18 protein-coding genes and 1 pseudogene are annotated in these 24,071 nt (G+C 69.5%); 7 read left to right on the top strand and 12 right to left on the bottom strand.

Annotated elements, in window-relative coordinates; translation table 11 throughout:
• Positions 1-7 precede the first annotated feature (7 nt).
• The 4 genes and pseudogenes from MFF55_RS09745 to gltB all read right to left on the bottom strand — a co-directional run.
• Positions 8-886, bottom strand: a pseudogene (locus MFF55_RS09745) (dihydrodipicolinate synthase family protein); the annotation flags it as partial.
• A gap of 198 nt (positions 887-1,084) precedes the next feature.
• Positions 1,085-2,515, bottom strand: coding sequence for a glutamate synthase subunit beta (locus tag MFF55_RS09740; RefSeq protein ID WP_238243920.1), 1,431 nt, complete (start codon positions 2,513-2,515; stop codon positions 1,085-1,087).
• A gap of 106 nt (positions 2,516-2,621) precedes the next feature.
• Positions 2,622-3,212, bottom strand: a complete 591-nt coding sequence (locus tag MFF55_RS09735) for a glutathione S-transferase family protein (protein ID WP_238243893.1) — start codon at positions 3,210-3,212, stop codon at positions 2,622-2,624.
• 7 nt (positions 3,213-3,219) lie between these two features.
• Positions 3,220-7,935, bottom strand: coding sequence for a glutamate synthase large subunit (gene gltB, locus MFF55_RS09730; protein WP_373874772.1), 4,716 nt, complete (start codon positions 7,933-7,935; stop codon positions 3,220-3,222).
• A 581-nt stretch (positions 7,936-8,516) separates the two neighbouring features.
• Here gltB and MFF55_RS09725 point away from each other — a divergent pair.
• The 4 genes from MFF55_RS09725 to MFF55_RS09710 all read left to right on the top strand — a co-directional run bounded on the left by MFF55_RS09725 (position 8,517) and on the right by MFF55_RS09710 (position 13,976).
• Complete coding sequence (locus tag MFF55_RS09725; RefSeq protein WP_238243891.1) at positions 8,517-10,199, top strand: caspase family protein; 1,683 nt, start codon at positions 8,517-8,519, stop codon at positions 10,197-10,199.
• Between the two features lie 185 nt (positions 10,200-10,384).
• Positions 10,385-11,239 (top strand): PepSY domain-containing protein, encoded by an 855-nt coding sequence (locus MFF55_RS09720; protein WP_238243890.1) that lies wholly within the window; start codon positions 10,385-10,387, stop codon positions 11,237-11,239.
• A gap of 108 nt (positions 11,240-11,347) precedes the next feature.
• On the top strand, positions 11,348-13,156 hold the full coding sequence (locus MFF55_RS09715) for a caspase family protein (protein ID WP_238243889.1): 1,809 nt from the start codon (positions 11,348-11,350) through the stop codon (positions 13,154-13,156).
• A gap of 166 nt (positions 13,157-13,322) precedes the next feature.
• Positions 13,323-13,976: a M15 family metallopeptidase gene (locus MFF55_RS09710; RefSeq protein ID WP_238243888.1), complete on the top strand. Its 654-nt coding sequence runs from the start codon at positions 13,323-13,325 to the stop codon at positions 13,974-13,976.
• A 112-nt stretch (positions 13,977-14,088) separates the two neighbouring features.
• Here the strand turns inward: MFF55_RS09710 and MFF55_RS09705 are convergent, their stop codons facing one another.
• From MFF55_RS09705 to yajC, 5 genes are all read right to left on the bottom strand, one after another.
• Entirely contained in the window at positions 14,089-14,976 is an 888-nt protein-coding gene (locus MFF55_RS09705) for a phytoene/squalene synthase family protein (protein WP_238243887.1), read from the bottom strand.
• Positions 14,973-15,359, bottom strand: a complete 387-nt coding sequence (locus tag MFF55_RS09700; protein ID WP_238243886.1) for an Mth938-like domain-containing protein — start codon at positions 15,357-15,359, stop codon at positions 14,973-14,975. The genes MFF55_RS09705 and MFF55_RS09700 overlap by 4 nt, the downstream gene beginning before the upstream one ends.
• Before the next feature lie 7 nt (positions 15,360-15,366).
• A complete protein-coding gene (gene secF / locus MFF55_RS09695; RefSeq protein WP_238243885.1) occupies positions 15,367-16,311 on the bottom strand; it encodes a protein translocase subunit SecF in 945 nt (314 codons plus the stop codon).
• A 264-nt stretch (positions 16,312-16,575) separates the two neighbouring features.
• On the bottom strand, positions 16,576-18,183 hold the full coding sequence (gene secD / locus MFF55_RS09690) for a protein translocase subunit SecD (RefSeq protein WP_238243884.1): 1,608 nt from the start codon (positions 18,181-18,183) through the stop codon (positions 16,576-16,578).
• A gap of 34 nt (positions 18,184-18,217) precedes the next feature.
• The gene (gene yajC, locus MFF55_RS09685; protein ID WP_238243883.1) at positions 18,218-18,553 is read right to left on the bottom strand and encodes a preprotein translocase subunit YajC; all 336 of its coding nucleotides are present in this window, start codon (positions 18,551-18,553) and stop codon (positions 18,218-18,220) included.
• A gap of 209 nt (positions 18,554-18,762) precedes the next feature.
• Here yajC and MFF55_RS09680 point away from each other — a divergent pair, with 209 nt between their 5' ends.
• Both MFF55_RS09680 and MFF55_RS09675 read left to right on the top strand, forming a co-directional pair.
• Positions 18,763-19,647 (top strand): ATP-binding protein, encoded by an 885-nt coding sequence (locus MFF55_RS09680; RefSeq protein WP_238243882.1) that lies wholly within the window; start codon positions 18,763-18,765, stop codon positions 19,645-19,647.
• A 141-nt stretch (positions 19,648-19,788) separates the two neighbouring features.
• Positions 19,789-20,073: a hypothetical protein gene (locus MFF55_RS09675; protein ID WP_238243881.1), complete on the top strand. Its 285-nt coding sequence runs from the start codon at positions 19,789-19,791 to the stop codon at positions 20,071-20,073.
• A 96-nt stretch (positions 20,074-20,169) separates the two neighbouring features.
• Here the strand turns inward: MFF55_RS09675 and MFF55_RS09670 are convergent, their stop codons facing one another.
• Entirely contained in the window at positions 20,170-21,459 is a 1,290-nt protein-coding gene (locus MFF55_RS09670) for a M23 family metallopeptidase (protein WP_238243880.1), read from the bottom strand.
• 161 nt (positions 21,460-21,620) lie between these two features.
• The gene (locus MFF55_RS09665; protein WP_238243879.1) at positions 21,621-22,112 is read right to left on the bottom strand and encodes a DUF6101 family protein; all 492 of its coding nucleotides are present in this window, start codon (positions 22,110-22,112) and stop codon (positions 21,621-21,623) included.
• A gap of 302 nt (positions 22,113-22,414) precedes the next feature.
• Here MFF55_RS09665 and MFF55_RS09660 point away from each other — a divergent pair, with 302 nt between their 5' ends.
• On the top strand, positions 22,415-23,245 hold the full coding sequence (locus MFF55_RS09660; protein ID WP_238243878.1) for a 3'(2'),5'-bisphosphate nucleotidase CysQ: 831 nt from the start codon (positions 22,415-22,417) through the stop codon (positions 23,243-23,245).
• 15 nt (positions 23,246-23,260) lie between these two features.
• Here the strand turns inward: MFF55_RS09660 and MFF55_RS09655 are convergent, their stop codons facing one another.
• Positions 23,261-24,004 carry a response regulator transcription factor gene (locus tag MFF55_RS09655; RefSeq protein ID WP_238243877.1) on the bottom strand — a complete coding sequence of 248 codons (744 nt, stop codon included), beginning with the start codon at positions 24,002-24,004 and terminating at the stop codon, positions 23,261-23,263.
• Positions 24,005-24,071 lie beyond the last annotated feature (67 nt).

Below are 24,071 nucleotides of genomic sequence, written 5' to 3'. Positions count from 1 at the left end.
CATCCGACTAGATCAAGTCCAGAGCCTCAAGCACTGCCGCCACGCGCTGCCGAGCGGTGTCGGGGAGCGGGAGGATCGGCCGCGGCGGAGCCGCGCGGCAGAGGCCGAGCAGGTCGGCGCTCGCGTACATCACCCGTAGGCTCGAGAAATCCTTGAACAGGGTCCAGAGCGGTTCGAGGCGCGCGTTCAACCGCCGGGCTTCCGCCGCGTCGCCTCGACCCGTCGCCCGAACGATCGCCATGCCGGCTTCGGGAAACAGGCCGGCGACGACGCTGTACCAGGCGTCCGCGCCGGCGATCAGCGTCTCGACCGCGTTCCAATCGCCGCTGTAGCCGAGCGAGAAGCCGTCCGGCACGACGCCGCGCAACGCCGCGAGCTGCGCCGGAACGGCCTGCGCTTCGGGCGCCGGACCCTTGAGGGCGGCGATCCCCGGCACGCGGCTCAGGCGGCCGATGAGCGAGGAGCTGAACCGGAAATGCGTGGTGCCGGGATTGTCGTAGATGCAGAGCGGCAGCCCGCCCTCCCCAGCGACCGTGACGAAGTGCTCGAAGACCTCGTCCTCTGTCAGTGGGGTGTAGGAAACGGGCGCCAGGAGGCCGGCAGCCGCACCGGCGGCCTTGGCGTCCTGGGCGAGCCGCACAGCCTCGTCCGTGCGCAGGGCGCCGATTCCGACGAGGATCGGAACCTTGCCGGCCACCTCCTCGATCGTCGCCTCGAGAGCGCGGCGGCGCTCGGCGCGCGTGAGATAGACATAGGTGCCGGTGCTGCCGAGCAGGCCGATGGAATCCACCTGCGCCGTGCGAAGCCGCTCGACGAGCCCACGCAGGGCTGGGACGTCGACGCGGCCTTCGGCATCCGCCGGCGTGATCGGGAATGCGCAGAGGCCTTTTCATGCCAAGTCCGATCGATCAGCTCAGTTGGGTACTGACAGCGCGCTTCCCTCCCCCTTGTGGGGAGGGATCGAGGGTGTGGGTGGTTCCGCTGGCCTCCGCAGCAGGGTCACCCAGCCACCCCCACCTCCCACCTCCTCCCCCTAAAAGGGGGAGGAGAGGCGTCTTACTCGCGTCGGCCTATGGGGCGAAACTCAGCGCGGCAGCACGCTCGCGCCCATCAGCGCCTCGTCGATGGAGCGCGCGGCCTGGCGGCCCTCGCGGATCGCCCAGACCACCAGGGACTGGCCGCGGCGCATGTCGCCCGCCGCGTAGATCTTCTCGTTCGACGTCCGATAGTCGCGCTCGTTGGCGACGACGTTGCTGCGCTTGTCCATGACGACGCCGGACTGCTCCAAGAGCCCCTTGCGGACCGAGCCGGCGAAGCCGATCGCGAGGAAGACGAGGTCGGCGGGCAGGACGAACTCGCCGCCGGGCACCGGCTGGCGCTTTTCGTCGACGCGGGTACAGACGACGCCCGTGAGCTTGCCCTTCTTGCCCTCCAGCCGCAGCGTCGCGGCCTGGAACTCGCGCTCCGCGCCCTCGGCCTGGCTCGACGAGGTCCGCATCTTGGTCGGCCAGTAGGGCCAGACCGTCAGCTTGTCCTCGCGCTCGGGCGGCCGGGGGCGGATATCGAGCTGGGTCACCGAGAGCGCGCCCTGGCGGAACGAGGTGCCGACGCAATCCGAGGCCGTGTCGCCGCCGCCGATGACGACGACGTTCTTGGCGGTGGCGAGGATCGGCGGCTCGCCGTTGCCGGGCATCGGCTCGGCGCCGACCCGGCGGTTCGACTGGACGAGGAAGGGCATGGCGTAATGCACGCCCTCCAGGTCCTGCCCCGGAAGCTGCGGGTTGCGCGGGTCCTCGGCGCCGCCGGCGAAGAGTACCGCGTCGAAGGCGGCGGTGAGCTCGTCGAGCGGCTTCGTCACCCCGACATTGACGCCGTAATGGAAACGGACGCCTTCCGCCTCCATCTGCTTCACGCGCCGGTCGATGTGGCGCTTCTCCATCTTGAAATCGGGGATGCCGTAGCGCAGCAGGCCGCCAGCCTTGGGCTCGCGCTCGAAGACGTGGACCTCGTGCCCCACCCGGGCGAGCTGCTGGGCCGCCGCCATGCCGGCCGGACCCGAGCCGATCACCGCGACCTTCTTGCCCGTGCGGATCTCGGCGGGCTCGGGCTTGACCCAGCCCATGTTCCAGGCCCGGTCGGCGATGGCCTGCTCGATCGTCTTGATCGCGACCGGCTGGTTCTCGAGGTTGAGCGTGCAGGCTTCCTCGCACGGAGCCGGACAGATGCGGCCGGTGAATTCCGGGAAGTTGTTGGTGGAGTGCAGGTTGCGGTGCGCCTCCTCCCAATCGGACTGGTAGACGAGCTCGTTCCAATCCGGAATCTGGTTGTGGACCGGGCAGCCCGTATCGCCGTGGCAGAACGGAATGCCGCAATCCATGCAGCGGGCCGCCTGCTTCTTCAGGTCGTGGTCGTCGAGCGGCAGCGTGAACTCGCGGAAGTGCCGCACGCGGTCGGCCGCGAGCTGGTACTTCTGCTCCTGACGGTCGAACTCGAGAAACCCTGTGACCTTGCCCATCGTGCCCGTCTTTCGCGAGACCATCTAACGCGCCGTGCGGAGGGGGACTTGGGAGTCCCGTCGCCGCCGGTTCTCTACTCCGCCCCGGATCAGCCCGGGACCGTTCTCAATCGGCCGCGGCCGGCCGCAGCGCCTGGGTGCAACGGCCGAGCCAGGCTCGGATCGCCGGCCTTGCCGTCAGGTCGAAGCCGCCCTCGTCCGCCCATTGCGTGTAGGCGAAGAGCGCGACATCCGCGAGACTGACGCCGTGCCCGACCATCCACTGCGCGCCGGCGAGGTGCCGCTCCATCAGGTCGAGCGCCGCCTCACCCCGCCTCACCCGAGCCGGATCCCGCGCCTCGCTCGGCTTGCCGAGGTAGCGCATCTCGAACCGGCAGACCGCGATGGCCGGCTCGTGGCTGTACTGTTCCCAGAACAGCCACTCGTCCATCTTGGCCCGGAGGAAGTCCTCTCCCGGGATCAGGGCGCTGTCGCGCGCCAGATACCGCATGATCGCGTTCGACTGCGCCAGGCAGCGTCCGTCGTCGAGTTCCAGGCCCGGCACCTGCCCCGCTGGAAAGCGGGAGAGGTAATCGGGCGTCCGGCTCTCGCCCTTGAGAATGTCGACCGGCACCCATTCGTAGGAGAGCCCCACGAGATCGGCGACGATCTTGACCTTTAGGCAGTTGCCGGAGACGAGATCGCCGTAGATCCGCATCGCCGCCCTACTCCGCCGCCACGGGCATCCGCGCCATCTCCATCTCGCGCAGCGCCCGCCGGTACTCCACCGGCATCACCTTGACGAACTTGGTGCGGTAGCCCGCCCAGTCGTCGAGGATCGCCTTGGCGCGGGGCGAGCCGGTGTATTTCAGGTGGTTGGTAATGAGCTGGGAGAGCCGCTCCTCGTCGTGGCCGGACATGTCCGCCAGGATGTCGACGCGGCCCTTGGTCTCGAGGTCGCCGTCCTGGTGGAAGCGGCGCATGAGGTCGTCCTCCTCCTCGACGGGTTCGAGGTCGACCATAGACAGGTTGCAGCGGGCCGAGAACGAGCCGTCCTCGTCGAGCACGTAGGCGATGCCGCCCGACATGCCGGCCGCGAAGTTGCGCCCGGTCTCGCCGATCGAGACCACGACGCCGCCGGTCATGTACTCGCAGCCGTGGTCGCCCATGCCCTCGACCACCGCGATGGCGCCCGAGTTGCGCACGGCGAAGCGCTCGCCCGCCGAGCCGCGGATGTAGCACTCGCCGGCGATCGCCCCGTAGAGCACGGTGTTGCCGGCCATGATGGTGTGGCCCGCCGGCGCCTTGAGCGCGTCGGTCGGCCGGATGATCAGCTTGCCGCCGGACAAGCCCTTGCCGACGTAGTCGTTGGCGTGGCCGGTCAGGGCCAGGGTGACACCCGCCGCGAGCCAGGCGCCGAAGCTCTGGCCGGCGGTGCCGGCGAGCTCGACCCGGATCGTGTCGTCGGGCAGGCCCTCGTGGCCGTAGCGCTTGGCGACCATCCCTGAGAGCATCGCGCCCGCGGTGCGGTCCGAGTTGCGGATCACGTCCTCGATCACGACCGGCTCGCCGGACTCGAGGGCCGGCTGCGCCCGCTCGATCAGGCGCCGGTCGAGCACGGTATCGATCGGGTGATGCTGCTTCTCGACATGCCGGATCGCGACCTCCGGCCCGACGTCGGGCCGGTGGAAGAGCTTCGAGAAGTCGAGCCCTTTGGCCTTCCAATGCTCGATGACCTCGAGCGTATCGAGAAGGTCGGCCCGGCCGATCAGGTCCTCGAGCTTGGTGAAGCCCATCCCCGCCATCAGCTCGCGCAGCTCCTCCGCGACGTAGAAGAAGTAGTTGACGACGTGCTCGGGCGTGCCCTTGAAGCGCTTGCGCAGCACCGGGTCCTGCGTCGCGACGCCGACCGGGCAGGTGTTGAGGTGGCACTTGCGCATCATGATGCAGCCGGCCGCGATGAGCGGCGCGGTCGAGAAGCCGAACTGGTCGGCGCCCAGCAGCGCGGCGATCAGCACGTCGCGGCCCGTGCGGATGCCGCCATCGGCCTGGAGCACGACGCGGCCGCGCAGGTGGTTGAGCACCAGCGTCTGCTGCGTCTCGGCCAGCCCCGTCTCCCAGGGACCGCCCGCATGCTTGATCGAGGTGAGCGGGGCGGCGCCCGTGCCGCCGTCGAACCCTGAGATCGTGATGTGGTCGGCCCGCGCCTTGGCGACGCCGGTGGCGACCGTGCCGACGCCGACCTCGGAGACGAGCTTCACCGACACATCCGCGTCGGGGTTCACGTTCTTCAGGTCGAAGATGAGCTGGGCCAGGTCCTCGATCGAGTAGATGTCGTGGTGCGGCGGCGGCGAGATCAGGCCGACGCCAGGCGTCGCGTAGCGGACCTTGGCGATCTTGGCGTCGACCTTGTGGCCGGGCAGCTGGCCGCCCTCGCCGGGCTTGGCCCCTTGTGCGACCTTGATCTGCATCATGTCGGAATTGACGAGGTACTCCGTCGTCACGCCGAAGCGCCCCGAGGCCACCTGCTTGATCGCCGAGCGGCGCGAGCGCCCGTCGGGCATCGGCTTGAAGCGCTCGACCTCCTCGCCGCCCTCGCCCGAGTTCGAGCGGCCGCCGAAGGAGTTGACCGCGATGGCGAGCGTCTCGTGCGCCTCCTTCGAGATCGAGCCGTAGGACATGGCCCCCGTCGCGAAGCGCTTCACGATGTCGGCCGCCGGCTCGACCGCGTCGATCGACACCGGCGCGCGGCCGAGCTCGGCCGCCTGGCGAATCCGGAACAAGCCGCGGATGGTCTTGAGATGGTTCTCCTGCTCGTTCACGAGCCGGGCATATTCCCGGTAGCGCTCGGGCAGGCCGAGGCGCACCGCGTGCTGCAGCGTCGCGACGCTGTCGGGGGTCCAGGTGTGGCTCTCGCCGCGCAGGCGATAGGCGTACTCGCCGCCGACATCCAGCGCGTGGCGGTAGACCGGGGCATCGCCGAAGGCGTCGTTGTGGCGCCGGACCGTCTCCTCGGCAACCTCGGCCATGCCGATGCCCTCGATCGTCGTCGCGGTCCCGAAGAAGTCGCGGGCGACGAAGGCCGAGTTCAGGCCGACCGCATCGAAGATCTGCGCGCCGCAATAGGATTGGTAGGTCGAGATGCCCATCTTGGACATGACCTTGAGCAGGCCCTTATCGATCGACTTGATGTAGCGGTAGACGATCTCGTCGTCGGTCAGGTCGGGCGGCAGCTCGTCCTTCATCGCGATCAGCGTCTCGAAGGCGAGATAGGGGTTGATCGCCTCCGCGCCGTAGCCGGCCAGGCACGCGAAATGGTGTACCTCGCGCGGCTCGCCCGACTCGACGACGAGGCCGACCGAGGTGCGAAGCCCCTTGCGGATCAGGTAGTTGTGCACGGCCGCGGTCGCCAGCAGCGCCGGGATCGGGATGCGGTCCGGGCCGACGCCGCGGTCGGACAGGATGATGATGTTGTAGCCGCCGCGCACCGCGACCTCGGCCCGGTCGCAGAGGCGGTCGAGCGCGCCCTCCATCGCCGCCGCGCCGGATTCCGACGGGTAGGTGATGTCGAGGGTCTTGGTGTCGAAGCGGTCCTCGAAATGCCCGATCGAGCGGATCTTCTCGAGGTCCGAGTTCGTGAGGATGGGCTGGCGCACCTCGAGCCGCTTCTTGCGCGACGCCCCCTCCATGTCGAGGAGGTTCGGCCGCGGACCGATGAAGGAGACGAGGCTCATCACGGCCTCCTCGCGGATCGGGTCGATCGGCGGGTTCGTCACCTGCGCGAAGTTCTGCTTGAAGTAGGTGCAGAGCGGCTTCGGCTTGTCCGAGAGCGCCGAGAGCGGCGTGTCGGTGCCCATCGAGCCCACCGCCTCCTGGCCGGTCACGGCCATGGGCTGCATCAGGAGCTTCAGATCTTCCTGCGTGTAGCCGAAGGCCTGCTGGCGATCGAGCAGGCTGACGTCCGAGCGGGTCTCGCGCGCGACGACGGGCTTGAGGTCCTCCAGCACGATCTGGGTGTTCTTGAGCCACTCGGCATAGGGGTGGGCCGCGGCGAGCTCGCTCTTGATCTCCTCATCCGAGATGATGCGGCCCTTCTGGAGGTCGATCAGCAGCATCCGGCCCGGCTGCAGGCGCCAGGATTCGACGATCTTCTCGTCGGGGATCGGCAGCACGCCCATCTCGGAGGCGAGCACGACGAGGCCGTCCTCGGTCACGAGGTAGCGGGCGGGGCGCAGGCCGTTGCGGTCGAGCGTGGCGCCGATCTGGCGGCCGTCGGTGAAGCAGACCGCGGCCGGCCCGTCCCACGGCTCCATCAGGGCGGCGTGGTACTCGTAGAAGGCCTTGCGCTCCGCGCTCATGAGCGGATTGCCGGCCCAGGCCTCCGGGATGAGCATCATCATCGCGTGGGCCAGCGAGTAGCCGCCCTGCACGAGGAACTCGAGGGCGTTGTCGAAGCAGGCGGTGTCGGATTGGCCCTCGTAGGAGATCGGCCAGAGCTTCGAGATGTCGTTGCCGAAGAGATCGGAATCGACGCTCGCCTGGCGGGCCGCCATCCAGTTCACGTTGCCGCGCAGCGTGTTGATCTCGCCGTTATGGGCGACCATCCGGTAGGGGTGCGAGAGCCGCCAGGTCGGGAAGGTGTTCGTCGCGAAGCGCTGGTGAACGAGCGCCAGCCCCGAGACGAAGCGCTCGTCCTGCAGGTCGCGGTAATAGTGGCCGAGCTGGGTCACCAGCACCATGCCCTTGTAGACGATGGTCCGGGTCGACAGCGAGACGGGATAGAAGGCTTTCAGCCGCGGATCGTTGAGTCCGTAGACCTTGTTCGAGATCACCTTTCGCGCGGTGAAGAGCCGGCGCTCGAAGGCGTCCTCGTCGCCGACGCTGGCGGGACGGCCGATGAAGAGCTGGCGGTGGCGCGGCTCGCTCTCCTTCACGCGTTCGCCCAGGTCGGAGGGGTCGACCGGAACGTCGCGCCATCCGAGGAGCGGCAGGCCCTCGTCGGCGAGCGACTGCGCGACGATCTCCTCGATCAGGCGCACGCCCTCCGCATCCTGCGGCAGGAAGAACTGGCCGACGCCGTAATGGCCGGGTTCGGGCAGGGTGATGCCGAGGCCGGCGCATTCCTCCGCGAAGAAGCGGTGCGGAATGTGAACGAGGATGCCGCAGCCATCGCCCATCTTGGGGTCGGCACCCACCGCGCCGCGATGGTCGAGGTTCTCCAGGATCTGCAGACCCTGGGCCACGATGGCGTGGGTGCGGCGGTCGTGCATGTCCGCGACGAAGCCGACGCCGCAGGCGTCGCGCTCGCGGGCGGGGTCGTAGAGGCCCTGCGCGGCGGGCAGGCCGGCATCGCGGATCGTCAGGGTAGCACCGCCGTCGCGCGTGGCGGGGATCGAAGCCTGGGAGACTCCGAAGTCAGCAGATGCGGCCATGCTCACCATCCCTCGTGTTCCGCCCCGCTCGCATGCGAGCATGTTTCATGCCCCTGCATCCGGCGATGCCAGGGTCCGTCGTCTCACGGGAGGGGTCTTCTGTCACGAAGCGCCCGCCACCCGCGGGCTCGCCTCGGCTCCGATCAGGCCGCTCGCGCCCGGATCGCCTTCGCGGCGACCGGTGTCCAATCTCGTTTGGTCGTCAGTACCGTCACGCGCCGAGCCCTGAGCCACCGTCCAGGCGGAGGCCGAGAAATGGGACAGTCTTACTGTCCTAACGCGGTGACATTACAGATTTTAACAGGTCCAGCAAGGGCCGCGCCTGCATGAGGGCGAGGCTTTTGCGGCCAGAGCCTCGTCCCCATCGCCGCAGGGGCGGCGGGGTTGCGGATCGCCCGTCCTGGCTTTCACCACCTTTCGTCATTCCGGGGCGCCGGAGGCGGGCCCGGAATGACAAACGGGGCGGTGCCCTCCTGACGAGCGCCAGCGCACAGTTTTCCGTGCAAGTCGATGATCTCATGGCATGATCGCGTGCCGAGTCGGCGAGAGCCCGGCCGGCGGTTCGCGCGTGACGAACCGGAGAGGCTGCCATGCCGATTCATTCCCATCCCCAAACCTGGTCGATCCTGACCTGGATGGCCGTCGCCGTCCCCCTGTCCCTCGCCGCCTTCCGGGCGGAGGCCGCCGAGCGCGTCGCGCTGGTGATCGGCAACTCCGCCTACCGGAGCGTGGCGCCCCTGCCCAACCCGATCCGCGACGCGCAAGCGGTCAAGGCCGTGCTGGAGGAGGCGAAGTTCGAGGTCGTCCACGCGAGCGACGCGACCGCGGAAGGCATCCGGACGAGTCTCGACAGCTTCGCGAAGAAGGCCGCGGAGGCGAACGAGGCGGTGGTCTACTTCGCCGGCCACGCCGTGCAGATGAACGGGGCGAACCACCTGCTGCCGGTGGACACCGCCGTCTCGGAAGAGGCCGACGTCGCCCGGCAATCCCTCTCGCTCGACGAGATCCTGAAGCGGCTCGACGCGACGCGCGCCAAGGCCAAGATCGTCATCCTCGACGCCTGCCGCGACAACCCCTTCCTGGCCAAGGGCGGCGCCCGCGGCCTCGCCGTCACCCTCGTCGAGGACGCGGCGGAGGCGGAGCGGTCGCTTCGGACGGAGACGGGCCTCGCCCGGGTCGCCTCCAAAGGCGGCACCTTCGTCGCCTTCTCGACCTCGCCCGGCGCCACGGCCGCGGACGGCACCGGCGACCACAGCCCCTACACCGCCGCCTTCCTCAAATTCGTGCGCGAGCCGGGTTTGCCGGTCGAGCAGCTCTTTCGGCAGGTCCGCTCGGCGGTGGACGAGACCACGGGGGGAACGCAGCTGCCGTGGGAGACCTCGTCGCTGACGACCTCCTTCGCCTTCTTCGACGGAGCCGAGAAGCCGGCTGCCGACAAGCCGGCCGAGGCCGGCACCGCGCCCGACGCCCGGCCCACGGAGGCGAGCCTGCGGGCCGTCGCGCCGGGCGAGGCCTACCGGACCGTCATCCGGTGGGACGACCCGGTGATCTACCGGCTGTTCCTCGCGATCTATCCGGAGGATTCGGGGGCGCTGCGGGTCCACCGCATCCTGGCCCAACGGCAGGAGGAGATCGCCTGGGCGACCCTCATCCGCTCAGGGACGGTGGAGGACCTGCGCGTGTTCCTCGCCCTCTACCCCGATTCCGCCCATGCCGCGGAGGCCCGTGCGCTCGCCGCCAAGGCGGCGAGCCGCCGGGGCGTCCGCGTCGCCGATCTCTGCGCGGTGCCTCCGCCGGCCCCGGCGATCAGGCCCGCGCCGCTCGCGCCCAAGATGACGCCGAAGGTGAGGCGCGCCGAGCCGAAGGAGCCGCCCAAGCCCGCCAAGCCGGCGGTGAAGGCCGCGGCCAAACCGGCCGTGCGGGAGCCGCGCCCGGTGGTCGCCGTCGCGCCGCCGCCTCCGGTCGCCCGTCCCGTCCGCCGGCCCCTGCCCCAGCGGATCGAGGTCGACGAGGACGATGATGTCGAGGTCCTGCCGCCGCGCCGGGTTCCCGTGATCGTCCGACCCTTCCCCGGTCGCTTCGAGCCGGATTATCCGCGCCGCGATCCCGGGTCGATCTGGCCGCGGCCGCGCCCTCCGCGCGGTGAGGGCGCCAGCCCGATCGTCCGGTCGGACGACGTCCGGCCGAGCATCAGGCCGTTCCCGACGTTCCGAGGTGATTTCGGCTCACGGGGCGATTTCGGAACGCGCGGCGGCGGCTTCGGCATCCGCTGAGAAGCACTCCGGACACCCTTCGACCCGGTCTCGCCCCTATCGCCCCGCATTTGCGCCCCAATCGCTCGCTTAAACACGGGCGCCGAGCACAAGCGGCATGCGGGGCGACCCTGTTCGCTCAAGCCAGCCGGAGGACCCGCGGCATAAGCGGGCCTCCGGAACAGCATCAGCAGGACCCAGGCCAGATGGACACGTCTCGTTTCCGGGCGGTCACGCTCTCAGCGAAGCCCTTCCGTCTCGCGCTCGCCGGATGCGCAGCGCTCATCGCGCTCGGCGCCGGCGGCGCGCAGGCGCAATTCTTCGATCCCTTCGACGACATGCTCCCGCCACGCGCCGTGGTCTGGCGCCTGAACGACCGCGGCTTCACCGAGATCACCCGTCCCCGCTTCGACGGCCGGGGCTACGTCGTCGAGGCGACCGACCGCTACGGCGACCGGGTCCGGCTGTTCGTGGATTCGCAGGACGGCGCGGTGCTCGGCCGCCAGCGGATCGGCGCGCCGCCGGTGGCGGTGATCCGCACCCGGCCGGGCTACGGCTACACGGACGCCGATATCGAGACGCGCGGCCCCGTCCCGGGGACGGGCCGGATGGGTCCGCCGGCCGCGCTTCCCGGCGCCGATCCCGTGGGCCGGGCACCCGGCCCGGATCGGAATGCCCTCGGGCTCAACCCCGATGCCCGCCCGCGGCCCGAGCCGCAGCGCAAGGTCGCCCGCCTGACGCCGCCCGCCAAGCCGGCCGCGCCGCGCGCCACCCCCGAGGCGCCGAAGCCCGCCGAGACCATCGCGGCACCGACCGCCGCCAAGCCCGAGGCGCCCTCCGCTGCCCTCGAAGCGCCGAAGGTCGACGTGCCCAAGACCGAGCCGGTCCAGAGCGCGCCGCCGGCCGTCGCTGCGGAGAAACCGGCGGCGGAGAAGCCTCCGACCGAGCCCGCCCAGGCCTGGCGCGACCCGCCGCCCGACCAGAAGCGCCCGGTGCGGGTCATCGGCGGAGCGACCGTCGTACCCGGCACCGCCGAGAAGGACCAGCCGGCGGGCGAGTGATCCTGTCTTGGTGGCTTCCGGTTCCTCATGCCAGCGCCGCCTCTTCCCGGACACCCGCGGCGCGGGCATCGTGCGTCCGTTTCGACGACGCGAGGTTGGACGACCAGGATGAGCGGGCGAACCCGACTTGGCGGAGGGGCAGGCTCGTGGCGAGCGGCGCTGCTCCTCTGGCTGATCGCCTGGCTGGCGCCAGCCTCCGCCCAACCGCTGCTCGGCCAGGGTGACACCGCCGACTCGATCGCGGTGGTGATCGGCAACAGGACCTACCTGAACACGGTCCCGGTCGACTTCGCCGGCAACGATGCCGATGCCATGCGCGACTTCCTGGTGCGCAGCCTCGGCTTTCGCGAGCAGAACGTGGTGGTGCTCAAGGATGCCACCCGCAACCAGCTGGAAGACTGGTTCGGCTCCGAGGCGGAGCCGCAAGCGGGCAAGCTCTGGCTCCGCGCCAAGGCCGGGCGATCGGACGTGTTCGTCTACTATTCCGGTCACGGCGTGCCGGACCTGAAGACGCGCCAGGCCTTCCTGCTTCCCTCCGACGGCAATCCGGATCGCGCCTCCTCCGGCTACGGGCTGGAGACGCTCTACCGCAACCTCGACATGATCAAGGGGAAGGTCGGTCCGAGCCGCCAGGTCGTGGTGATGCTGGATGCCTGCTTCACCGGCGAGACCGGACGGAGCGACGGAAAGGGCCTGCTGGCGGTCTCCGCCCCCGGTTTCCAGCCGACCAAACCCAGGACCGGCGGCGGGGTCGTCAAGCTGGTGGCAACCTCCGGCTCGGCGCCGGCCAATTGGGACGCGCAGAACAAGCTCGGGCTCTTCACCAGCCGTTTCCTGATGGGAGCCGCCGGCCTCGCCGCGCCTGCGCCGGCCGAGGCCAACGACAATCGGTCCGGTCAGGTGAGCTGGTCCGAGCTGCAGGCCTATGTGACCCGGGAGGTGGTTGAGACCGCCCAACGCGAGAGTCGGCGCGAGCAGGTGCCGGAGATCGATGCGGCGGCCTTCAACCTGCCCCTTCGCGCGCCCGTGCCCGCGGTCAGCCGGGCCGTGGCGGGCGTTCGGGACGAGGCGAAATGGCGAAAGGCTCAGGGCGAGGGCAGTCGCGCCGGCTACGAGCGTTACGTCGGCTCGTGCGGCGAGGTCTGCGCGCACAAGGACCAGGCCCTCGAAGCCGCCCTCGGCATGGTGAAGGACAGCCTCGGCGTGAGCCAGAAGAGCGCCGACGAACTGGCCTGGACGCGTCTCAGCGCGCAGAGCAGGTATCAGGACTACCTGGCGGATTGCGAGGCGAGAGGCGGGATCTGCGCATACCAGCAAGTCGCACGCGCCTACCTCAAGATCATCGCTCCGCCCGGAGCATCGCCGGCGGAACCAAGAGCGCAGGCAGGGTTCGCCTCGCGGAACACGGACGATGCGAGCTCATCGGATCGACCGGGCAGCGATTGCGGCACCAATTGCCAAGGAGCATCCGGCCTGCCGACCAGGGGCAGGGATCTCGAAGAACGCCGCGCTCCGGGCAAGCTCGCCGCCGTCGATACGCAATCCCCAGCAGAGCTTAAGCCCTCCTCAGAGGACGCGCACCGAATCGCCGGGCAGTACACGGGTCTCGTCAGCCGCAGACGCCTCGACGGGACGCAGCTTCCCCCGCGCCGCTACGTCGTCAGCATGAACGCACAGCTCTCCGGCGGAACGATCAAGATCTACAATCAGGATGGATCAATCCGCTTCACGCTCGTGCTCCGGGGAAAGATGACGTCGCCCGGCACCTTCCTTGGGCAAGGTATCCTGGCGTCGGGTTCCTCGAGCTATCGCCCGGATGACGTCAGGATCGATTTCGCCGAGTCCGGCGCGTCGGCCAAATGGAACCATCACGACGGCGAGAAGGAAGCAGGAACCGGGATACTGCTTCGGCAATGATGCGATTTGAACGAGATGCATGTTCGTCCCTGCTCGTCGCTTGACCGCGGAACTTGGCCGCCGGTCGTTCGATCGGGTTTTGGCTCGACAAGAAGATCGCTGCGCCCGGAAACGTCCTGTCATCAGATCGAGGCTTGTCATGGCTCGCGGCCGAAGAAGGTGTCTCGTGTCCTTGTTCCTGTGTGTCATGGCGTCCGACGTGGAAGCGAAGAACTCATCCCCGCTCGTCGACGCCGGCAAGCTCGTGCCGGACCTGCGGCTGGAGATGCGCTATGCCGGCGCCCACAATTTCATGGGAAGACCGGTGCCCGGCTACGAGGCGCCCAAGTGTCTGCTGACGAGGGAAGCCAGCCAGGCGTTGGAAAAAGTGCAGGCGGCCATCCGAGCCGACGGATACGGCCTCAAGGTCTTCGACTGCTACCGTCCCAAGCGGGCGGTCTCGGCCTTCGTGAAATGGGCCGACGATCCGAAAGACCTCGAAGGCAAGGCGGAGTTCTACCCAGAGATCGACAAGAAGGATCTGTTCCGGTTGGGCTACATCGCCCGGGAATCGAGCCACTCACGAGGATCGACCGTCGACCTGACGATGTTCGATCTCTCGAATGGCGAGGAGGTCGATATGGGGAGTGCGTTCGACCTCTTCAGTCCGCGCTCGAACTTCGCGCACGGCGATCTCAGTCCCCAGGCACGGGCGAACCGGGCCCGGTTGCGCGCCGCGATGGAGCAAGCGGGTTTTCAGCCCTACGCTCTGGAATGGTGGCACTTCACGCTCAAGCGCGAACCCTTTCCGGATTCTGCTTTCGATGTTCCCATCCGATAGGTGTTTGGCGTCGCCGCGCGGCTTCCCTCACGAGACCCGGACCGGCATCCGCCAGCGCTCCACCCATCGGCGGGCCGCGTGCCGGGGCCTTCCGATGAGCCCGTGATGCGGCTCAGGCCCCGAGCGGGCTCCGCGCCGCCCGCCACAGGCGCCAGAGCCGGCGCCAGCGCGGGATCTCGATGCGCGTGTTGAGCGGGTCGTAGCCGGGGCGCTCCATCGCGTCGAGGTAGGGACCGACGAGGGCGACGGGCAGGAAGGCCGGCCGGGCGGCCGGCGCGATCGTGGCGCGGGCAGACGCATAGGCCGCGAGGTGGCGCCGGGCCAGGGCTCGCATGTCGGCGGCGGCCCCGACCAGACCCGGCCCGCCGCGTCCCGTGACGATGTCGTCGCGGGTGACGCCATGCGTACGCAGGACGTCGGCGGGCAGGTAGACCTGCCCTGCCCGGGCGTGCCAGGGCAGCGCCCGCAGCAGGCCGGTGACCCCGTAGGCGACCCCGGCATGGCCGGCCGCGGCGGCGCCCCCTGGCTCCGCGCCGTCGCAGAGCACGAGAGAAGCGAGGCGGATCAGGGCCGAGGCGGTCTCGCCGCAATAGCCTTCGAGGTCGTTCACCCGCGGCATCGGATCCTCGTAGAGGTCGAACACGCGGGCATCGATCAGGTCGACGAAGGGCTGGCGCCCGAGCTTGCGCTTGACGATGGCGTCGTCGAGCGCCGCGGCAACGGGATTGGCGCGCACGTCGCCCCTCGCCTCGCCCTGCAGCGCGTCGCGCCACCATTGCAGCCGAATCTCGCCGGCCATGGGGTTCGAGGCCGCGTCGCGGACGCGCGCGATGGTGAGGCCGAAGGCGGCGAGCGCGAAGAGGTGGGGCCGGAAGGCGGCGGGCGCGAACAGGGTGGCGATGTAGCGGTCCGGGTCGCCCTCCCGCACCAGGGTCTCGCAATGGGCGAAGGCGAAGGCCAGGCCCTCGTCGGTGCGTGGGGAGGCGTCCGTCTCAGTCACGCGACGGCGATCAGGGCAGCGGCGACCTTGCGGTTCTCCGCCAGCAGGATGTTGTAGGTGCGCGCGGCCGCGCCGGTCTGCATCACGTCGAGCCCGATGCCCGCCTCCTTCAACCAGCGTCTGAGACCCTCCGACAACGGTGCGATGTCGAGGCCGGTTCCGATCAGGAGCAGTTCGACGACGCCCGCCTCGGCATGGATCGGGCGCAGGGCGTTGCGGTCGATGGCGCCCGGATGCGCGACGTCCCAGGCCCGAATTCCTGCCGGCGTCGCGAGGATCGAGCCCCGATGCGACATCTCTGCGAAGCGGAACCCGCCATTCCCGTAGGCGTCGATGAGGTGACGCCCCGGGACGAAGCCGTCGTGCAGGCTGCCGGATGTCAAGGCGGGGCTACTCCGCCGCCTGCGCCACGCGTCCGCCCTGGCGCGCCGGCGCCTTCGCCCCCGAAAGCATCAGGCCGATATAGATCAGGAACGGCGTCGAGACGAAGATGGCCGAGTAGGTGCAGATCACGACGCCAGCCAGCATGACGATGGCGAAGCCCTCGATCGCCTCGCCGCCGAACAGCACCAGGGCGAGCAGCGACAGGAAGGCCGAGGTGCCCGTCATCACGGTCCGCGACATGGTGGAGTTGATCGAGAGGTTGAGGAGCTCGACCGTGGGAATCGTCTTGTAGCGGCGCATCAGTTCGCGCGTCCGGTCGAACACCACCACGGTCTCGTTCAGCGAGTAGCCGACGATGGTGAGGATTGCGGCGATCGAGGTCATGTTGAACTCGATCCGGCTGATCACGAAGATGCCCAGCGTCAGCACGATGTCGTGGAGCGTGCCGACGATGGCGCCGAGCGCCAGCTCCCGCTCGAAGCGGAACCAGAGATAGAGCAGCACCGCCACGACGGAGAGCACGACGCCGATCGTGCCCGACTGGACGAGCTCGCCCGAGACGCGCGGGCCCACCGTCTCGGTGCGGCGGAACTCGAAATCCGCGTCGAAGGCGGCGTGCGCCTTCTGCATCACGGCCGTCTGGCCCTGCTCGCCGGGCTGGAGGGGGAAGCGGACGAGGATGTTGCCCTGGCCGCCGAGCTCCTGCACCTCGGTCTCGCCGAAGCCGAAGGCGTTGGCGGTCTGGCGCACGGCGCCGACATCGGCCGTGCCGCTCTTCGCCTGCAGCTCGACCAGCGTGCCGCCCTTGAAGTCGATGCCGAAGTTCAGGCCGATCGTCATGAACAGCACCACCGTCGCCACCGACAGCAACGCCGAGAGCGGGAAGGTGAAGCGCCGGAAGCGCATGAAGTCGAAATGCGACTCGTCGGGCCAGAGGCGGAGCAGGCGCATGGTCGGTCTCAGGTTTTGAGCGGGCCTCGCACGATATCCACGTCACCACGTCCCTTCGCATCACCCGCCCTGTCATCCCGGGGCGCTCGAAGAGCGAACCCGGAATCCAGAACCGCCGACGATTCAAGCTGGACCACCTGTGCGTCTGGATCCCGGGTTCCGCTTCGCGGCCCCGGGATGACGGGGTGGGCTTCTCCAGCCGGGTCGATCACATGGAGATCGTATCGGGCTCCTCTCGGAATCGAAAACGCGAAGTCCTGCCGATCAGAAAGGCAGGGCCTTGGGTCGGGCGTAGTTATACCACAACGCGATCATCATGCGGGTCAGCGTCACCGCGGTGATGACGGTCGTGAGGATGCCGAGGATGAACACGACGGCGAAGCCCTTCACCGGGCCGGAGCCCATGAAGAACAGGATGATCGCGGCGATCGCCATGGTCGAGTTCGAGTCGATGATGGTGGCGAAGGCCTTGTCGAAGCCGGCCTGCAGCGCCGAGACGATGGAGCGCCCGGCCCTCACCTCCTCGCGGACGCGCTCGTAGATCAGCACGTTCGAATCAACCGCTGTGCCGATGGTCAGCACGATGCCGGCGATGCCGGGCAGCGTCATCGTGGCCTCAAGCACCGACATCAGGCCGAGGATGAGGCCGACGTGGACGATGAGGGCGATGTTGGCGAAGAAGCCGAACACGCCGTAGGTCGCGAACATGAAGGCGATGACGAGGGCGGCGGCGGCGAGAGTCGCCATCTTGCCGGCCTCGATCGAGTCGCGGCCGAGGCCCGGCCCGACGACGCGGCGCTCGACGACGGTGAACTTCGCCGGCAGGGCGCCGGCGCGCAGCAGCACGGAGAGGTCGTTGGCCTGCTGCACGGTGAAGTTGCCGGTGATCTGGCCGTTGCCGCCGGTGATGGCCGAGCGGATCACGGGAGCGGAGACGACCTCGTTGTCGAGCACGATCGCCATGCGGCGGCCGACATTCTCCGAGGTGGCCTGCCCGAAGCGCTGGGCGCCCTTCAGGTTGAACTTGAAGCTCACCATCGGTTCCTGCGTCTGCTGGTCGAAGGCGGGCTGAGCATCGACGAGGTCGCCGCCATCGGCCATGACGCGCCGCTCGACCGGCACCCGGGCGCCGCCCTGGTCCTTCGAGGGCAGGAGGTCGACATCGCCCGAGGGCGTGTCGGACAGCATCCGGAATTCGAGCTTGGCGGTGGAGCCGAGCAGGCGCTCCAGGCGCTCCGGGTTCTGCTCGCCGGGCACCTGGATCAGGATGCGGTCGGCGCCCTGCTGCTGGATCGAGGGCTCGGTCGTCCCCGTGGAATCCAGGCGGCGGCGAATGACCTCGATGCCCTGGCTCACGGCGCGGCGCGTGCGGTCGAGGATGCCGGCATCGGTGTTGACGAGGCGGATGAGGCCGTCGGGCTGCTCGGTGACCTCGAGCGTGCGCCCCCCGCCCTGCGTGACCAGCGTGCTCTGGATCGGCTGGGAGAGTTCCTGGAGCTTGGGCAGCACCTTGGCGCGGGCAGCGGCATCCGCGATCCGGACCTGCACGCCGCGCTGGAGGAGCTGGATGCCGCCCTCGGCGCGCACGCTTTCCTGCTGCAGGACGCGGCGGACGTCGTCGCGCAGCGCCTTGGCCTGCGAGGCGGTGAGCTCGTTCTGGTCGACCTCGAGGAGCAGCTGCGAGCCGCCCTGGAGGTCGAGGCCGAGCACGATGGAGCGCGTCGGGATGATCCAGCTCGGGAACCAGCCCGGGAGCGAGGCCATGAAGGCCTTGCGGCTGTCCGCCGGGATGAAGCTCGGAACGGCGAGGCTGAGGCCGATCAGGATGACCGCCAGCGTCGCAATGATCTTGGTTCTCGAAAAGCGCAGCATCCGCCCACTCGTTCCTGGTGTCGGCGCGAGGCCCTCAGGCCGCCTTGACCGGGCCGCCCTTGACGCGGACCTCGGCGATCATCGTGCGCACGACCTTCACGCGGACGTTGGGCGCGATCTCCACCTCGATCTCGGAGGCCTCGTCGGCCACCTTGGTCACGCGCCCGACGATGCCGCCGGTGGTCACGACCGTGTCGTCCCGGCGCACGTTCTTGACCATGTTCTGATGCTCCTTCACGCGGCGCTGCTGCGGGCGGAGGATCAGGAAGTACATGATGACGAAGATGAGGACGAACGGCACCACCTGCAAGGCGATGTCCGCTCCGCCAGCAGCGGGGCCGGCCCCTTGCGCGAAGGCGGGGGTGATCAAACGCGTGACTCCTTGAGTTTAAAGCGGCCAAAGCCCGCGGAGGCGTCGAGCGCCTGCGGGCCGGCTTAAAAAGCGCGCGGACTATAGCCAGGGTCCGAGTGAAAGCAACGGCGCCGGGGTGAGGCGAATGGGTCGGGGTGAGGCCGTGCGTGATTTCGCGGCGCGAAGCTTCTAAAGACGCGGCTCTTCCGCACCCGGGGTCCCTTTTCATGACGGCCACGCCACCGCCCCCCACGCTCGACGCGATCCTGCCCCTGCTCGAGCGTATCGCCGACGCCTTGGAGCGATCAGCCCCAGCCGCGACGCCGAGGACCGACGTCACGAGCGCGGACGCCTTCCTGTGGGGGCCCGAGCGTCGGCTGCTGCCCGTGCCGCGGGTCAACCGCGTCGAGATCGGTATCCTGACCGGGATCGACCGGGCGCGGGACACCCTCGTCGAGAACACCGCGCGCTTCGCCGAGGGCCTGCCCGCCAACAACGCGCTGCTCTGGGGTGCGCGCGGCATGGGCAAGTCCTCCCTCGTCAAGGCAGCCCATGCCGAGATCAACGCGGCGCGGGCGGAGGGGGCCCTCCCCCTCAAGCTCGTGGAGATCCACCGCGAGGACATCGAGGCGCTGCCGGACCTGATGGCTCTCCTTCGCCCGGACCCGCACCGCTGGATCGTGTTCTGCGACGATCTCTCGTTCGACGGGCAGGACACCTCCTACAAGTCGCTCAAGACCGCGCTCGACGGCGGCATCGAGGGCCGGCCTGAGAACGTCCTGTTCTACGCCACCTCGAACCGGCGGCATCTGCTGGCCCGGGAGATGGTCGAGAACGAGCGCTCGACCGCCATCAATCCGGGCGAGGCCGTGGAGGAAAAGGTCTCGCTCTCGGACCGCTTCGGCCTCTGGCTCGGCTTCCACAAATGCAGCCAGGACGAATACCTGGCGATGATCCGCGCCTATGCCGATCGCTACGGACTCGCCGTGGAGCCGGAACGGCTGCGGGCCGAGGCGCTGGAATGGGCGACGACGCGAGGCTCGCGCTCGGGCCGCACCGCCTTCCAGTTCATCCAGGACCTCGCGGGTCGGCTCGGGCAGCGCCTGGCCTGAACGCCCGCGCAGACCGACCCTCTCGGCGCGACGGGACACGATCCCGTGCGCTCGCCGGATCGGTGGCACCCTGCCCCGCGGCTCATCCGGCATTCATCGCAACCGTGATCAGCCTTCCCCACGCAACGGAGGAGGCGCGCCATGAGACGCATTCTGGCATTTTCGCTGGCATTCTCGGGATTGGCCCTGCTGACGGCCACGACCGCCCTGGCCGGGAACACCTCGTCGAATTCGAGCTCGAACAGCTCGAACGGCGTCCACACCCGCATCGACACCCTGGTCCGCGACGATGATCGCGGCCGCCGCTTCTACGAGCGGCGCTACCGCCGCAGCGAGGGCTACAGGGGTCGCGACGGCTACCGCGAGCGGGGTTACGGCTACGGGCCGAGGCGCCGCTCCCGGGACGATGACGACGATCAGGATTGAGGCCCGCGCCCGGTGCTCAAGCCCCAAGGCGGCACGAAGCCTCCGAAAGGTCCGTTCGGAGGCTTCGTTGTTCCGTAGATTGGTGCTTGCGAGGCGTCAGTTGCTCGCGAGGTGCGGCATCGGGTCGACCGGGGTCGCGCCCTTGCGGATCTCGAAGTGGAGCTGGGGCGAGGTGACGTTGCCCGAGGCGCCGGACTTGGCGATAGTCTGGCCGCGCTTCACCTTCTCGCCGGGGCGGACGTCGAGCTCGGCATTGTGGGCGTAGGCCGAGACGTAGCCGTTGTTGTGGCGCACCAGGACGAGCTTGCCGTAGCCCTTCACGTCGGAGCCGGCATAGGCGACGGTGCCGTCCTCGGCGGCCTTCACCGGCGTACCTTCCGGCACGGCGATGTTGATGCCCTCGTTGCCGCTGGAGCCGTAGCCCGCGATGACGCGGCCCTTGGCCGGCCAGCGGAACGAATGCTCGGTCGCCACGGAACCCGTGCTCGCAGGCTCGACCTTCTCGGGCGCCGGCGTTGCCGCGACCTTGACGGGCGCCGCAGCCTTGGCGGCCTCGGCATCCTTCTGGGCCTTGGCCTCGGCAGCCTTGTTCGCGGCCTGCTTGGCCGCCTCGGCCTTGGCGGTCTTGGCCTCCGCCTCGGCGGCCTTGCGGGCAGCCTCGGCCTTGGCCTTGGCCGGATCGACCTTGGCTTCGAGCTTCGGCTCGGCCTTGGGCTCGACCTTCTTGGTCTCGGCCTTCTTCACCTCGGCAGCCTTTTCGGCGGCCTTGGGCGACTTGTCCTCCGCCTTGGCGCTCTGGCCGGGGCGAACGCGGCGCTTGGCGGCCTCGGCCTCCTTCTGGGCCTTGGCTTCGGCGAGCTTCTTCTCCTCGACAAGCTTCTTGGCTTCGGCGAGCTTGCGGGCCTCGCCCTGCTTGTTGGCCTCGACGAGCTTGCGCGCCTCGACGATCTTCTTGGCCTCGGCCTCCTTGCGGGCGGCCTCCGTGGCGCGCTTCTCGACGGCCTTCGGCGAGGGCGTCATCGGCGCAGGCGCCGGAGCGGGGTGGGCCGCGATGGACTTGCCAGCATCGGGGTTCATGCCCGAGGCGGCGCCGATCGAGGGCTCCGTCGAGGCGACGCGGCTCGTCATGGCCGGCGCGGGATTGGCGGCGGGACGCGGCGACATCCGGGCGGTCGGGGCGGGCAGCGACTCGGACTGGACCTGGCCGGTGCGCAGCGGCGCCGTGCGCGGCATCTCGGCCTGATCCGGCAGGCTGCCGGTGGCCGAGGGCTCCGAGGCGGCGAAGGGATTGGTGAAGGGGTCGCCGAGCCGCGAGGCATCCGACGAACAGGCGGCGACGCCGCCACCGATGATGCCGACGAGCGCGAAGCGCGACAGCGCCCTCATTCCCCGACCAGTCCCGCGAACCCGCATCGACGCACCCGTTTGCTGACGCAACTTGATGACGTCATTCAAACGGGATTCAGGTTAAACAACCGTTCCCGTTCACCGTGTTTTCGCAAGACTTGCGGAGAAACGGTGTCCCTGGCCGGGACGGCGGGCCGCTCTTACGAGAGCGCGCCGCCCATGATCTCGCGCTCGCCGCGGAAGATCTGCGGACGCACGGGCAGGCGGCCGGTCTTGCGGCGCACGAGGAAGCGCGGGCGACGGCCGTTGAGGGAGCCGTGGCGGCGGCGCGTGCGCGTCGCGCCAAGCGCGACGGGGCCGAGCTGACGGGAGACCGTCGCGAGGGTGCCGTCCTCGCGCACGATCATCCGCGGCAGGGTCGACTTGGCGGCGCAGTCGCGCCAGACCGCGACGACGTCGTCCTCGCTGAAGGGACCGAGCCGCATCAGGGTGGCGCCCCCGGCATCGACGATGAGGAGGGCGAAACGGTCCTCGCCGCAGCTCTCGGCCGCCTCGGTGGCGAAGGTCAGCGCGACGCCGGCGGGTGCCGAAGTCCGCGTCCGGCCGATCACCGGCAGGGGTGAAGCGGGGTGGACGTATGGGGCGGAGGCATCGGCCTCGACCTCGGAGTTCATGTTCGCGAACGTGTTCATCTCGCTGACGCCCTGTTGCCTTGGCGGCCCTAGTCGGGCCGTCCGTTATGACAAGCAGATTCGCGTCTAATCTCCTCGTTGCGCCTTAAGACTGACAGTTAAGCGATCATGGACACCGGTAAAGCCGCGGGAATGCTCAACGGTTCCTTGCACGGATTGGAAGGAAGATGGAGCTTCGTGAGCAGAGCCCGATCCTTGTGGCGGCCGGGCCGGCGGCCTACAACGCATGGGCGGGGTCGGGACCGCCGCGACGCCGCACGCCCGCGACGCCTCAGGCGGGCGCAAGACCAGCACGGAGACGCATGTCCGCACCGATGTCCTCAGAGGCCGCGCAGGCGATCGTCCCGGCCCTGCGCGAGGCGATTCGCGAGGCCGCCTCGCTCGCCCTGCCCTTCTTCCAGGCGGGCGGCCACACGCGGGCCAAGATCTGGTCCAAGGCGGGAGGCTCGCCGGTGACCGAGGCGGATGTCGCCGTCGACACCTTCCTGAAGATCCGTCTCAGCGCTCTCCTCCCCGAGGCCGCCTGGCTCTCGGAGGAGACGAGCGACGACTCGGTCCGGCTCGGGCACGACCTCGTCTGGATCGTCGACCCGATCGACGGCACCCGCGCCTTCCTGTCGGGCCATCCGGACTGGTCCATCGCGGTTGCCCTGCTCTCGGGCGGCGAGCCCCTGCTCGGTTTCGTCCATGCGCCGGCCACCGACCGCTTCTACGAGGCCAGGGCCGGCGCGGGCGCGACCTGCGACGGGCGGCCGATCGCCGTCTCGGCCCTCGGCGCCCTCGACGGCGCCCGGGTCGCCGGGCCCAAGCCGATGATCGACAAGCTCAGCCGCGGTGCCACGCAGAACGGGACGGCCCCGACCTTCGTGCCGGTGGAGCGGGTGCCCTCGCTGGCGCTGCGCATCGCCCGCGTCGCGGAGGGCGTCATCGATGTCGGCCTGATCTCGCAGGACGCGCGCGACTGGGACCTCGCCGCCGCCGACATCATCCTGCGCGAGGCGGGCGGCTCGGTGAGCATGCTCGACGGGCAGCCGACGCGCTACAACCGGCCCGAGCCGATCCACGGCGCCTTGATTGCCACGGCGCACGGCCTGCGCGACCAGGTCGTGGGCGCCCTCGACGGCCGGGCCTAGCCGCGCGGAGCAGCCTCAGGCCGGGATCGCGGCCGGGCGGGCCCGCTCGATCGCCGCCTGGAGGATGGCCGGCGTGAAGGGCTTGGCCACGACGAAGCGGGCATCGATCCCCGTGGCGAGGTCCGGCCGGGACGTCACCACGATCAGCGGGACGCCGTAGGCGATCCGGATCGCCCGCGCGGCGGAGAGGCCATCGCCCTCGCGCAGCCTCAGGTCGACGAGGACCAGATCCGGCCGGTGGGCCTGCGCGGCAGCGATCGCCCCGGCCTCGGTGTCCGCCCGATCGACGCTGGCATAGCCGTAGGCCCGTAGGCATCCATCGAGGATCTGCGCCGTCTGCCGCTCGTCCTCGATGACGAGGGCGTGGGGCGCCGACCGCCCCTGCCCGCGGGCCTCGGCGCTCTCGATCTCGCGGGCCAGCGCCGCGATCAGCCGACGGCTCGACGTCGGCTTGATGTGGACCGGTGCCCCGCCGAAGCGCGTGCGCAGGCGGGAGGGCAGGACGGCGCCGGTATGCAGGATGAAGGGAATGCCCCGGGCGATGAGGGCGGCCGCGACGGGCATGGTCTCGCCGTCGCGCACATTGACGTCGAGGATCGCGGCGGTGACGGCCTCGCGCTCGAGAAGCCGGAGGGCGTCCTTGACGGAGGTCGCGGGACCGATCGTCTCCCCGCCGGAATCCTCGATCTCGCAGGACAGATCGATGGCCGTCAGCATCTCGTCCTCGACCAGGAGAACGCGTTGCTGTCCGAGCTTCATCGCCTGCTCCTTCGCACGACCCTGCTCAGGGACGGTTCAACCATACTCTTCACTTGAGGAGCCTGTG

It is taken from the genome of Methylobacterium iners (assembly GCF_022179305.1).
Taxonomy (GTDB): domain Bacteria; phylum Pseudomonadota; class Alphaproteobacteria; order Rhizobiales; family Beijerinckiaceae; genus Methylobacterium; species Methylobacterium iners.
Note: the sequence above shows the minus strand (reverse complement) of the source record. Positions and strands in the feature narration are given on the sequence as shown.